The organism is Aliivibrio finisterrensis (genome assembly GCF_008933155.1).
Lineage (GTDB): Bacteria > Pseudomonadota > Gammaproteobacteria > Enterobacterales > Vibrionaceae > Aliivibrio > Aliivibrio finisterrensis.
The window spans coordinates 1-391 of the sequence record NZ_WBVP01000101.1; the positions used below are offsets into that span (position 1 = coordinate 1).

The following is a 391-nucleotide window of genomic DNA, read 5'->3' on the forward strand; positions in this document are numbered from 1 at the left end:
TCAGACTCTAACTGACAGCGTCAACGTGATTCAAAACTACGCAGCTGATAACACCCAAACCGCGCCAAGTGCGACCGATTATGTAGTGGTAGGTGTCACGGGTATTGATGCCAATAATTTGAGTGAAGTGAATAGTCAGGTAGACGGCCAATCGTTGACTACCGTAGCTGCGATTCAGACTCTAACTAATAGCGTCAACGTGATTCAAAGTTACGCGGCTGATAATACCCAAACCGCGCCAAGCGTGACCGATTATGCTGTGGTAGGCGTTACTGGTGTCGATGCCAATAATCTCAGTGACATCAACGGGCAAGTGGACAGTCAATCGTTGACTACCGTGGCTGCGATTCAGACTCTAACTGACAGCGTCAACGTGATTCAAAACTACGCG

General features: G+C 48.3%; 1 protein-coding gene. It reads left to right on the plus strand.

Annotation, left to right across the window (positions count from 1 at the left end; all coding sequences use genetic code 11):
* Positions 1 to 391: hypothetical protein (locus F8B77_RS17735; protein WP_208846184.1), on the plus strand; the 391-nt coding region annotated here is incomplete at both ends.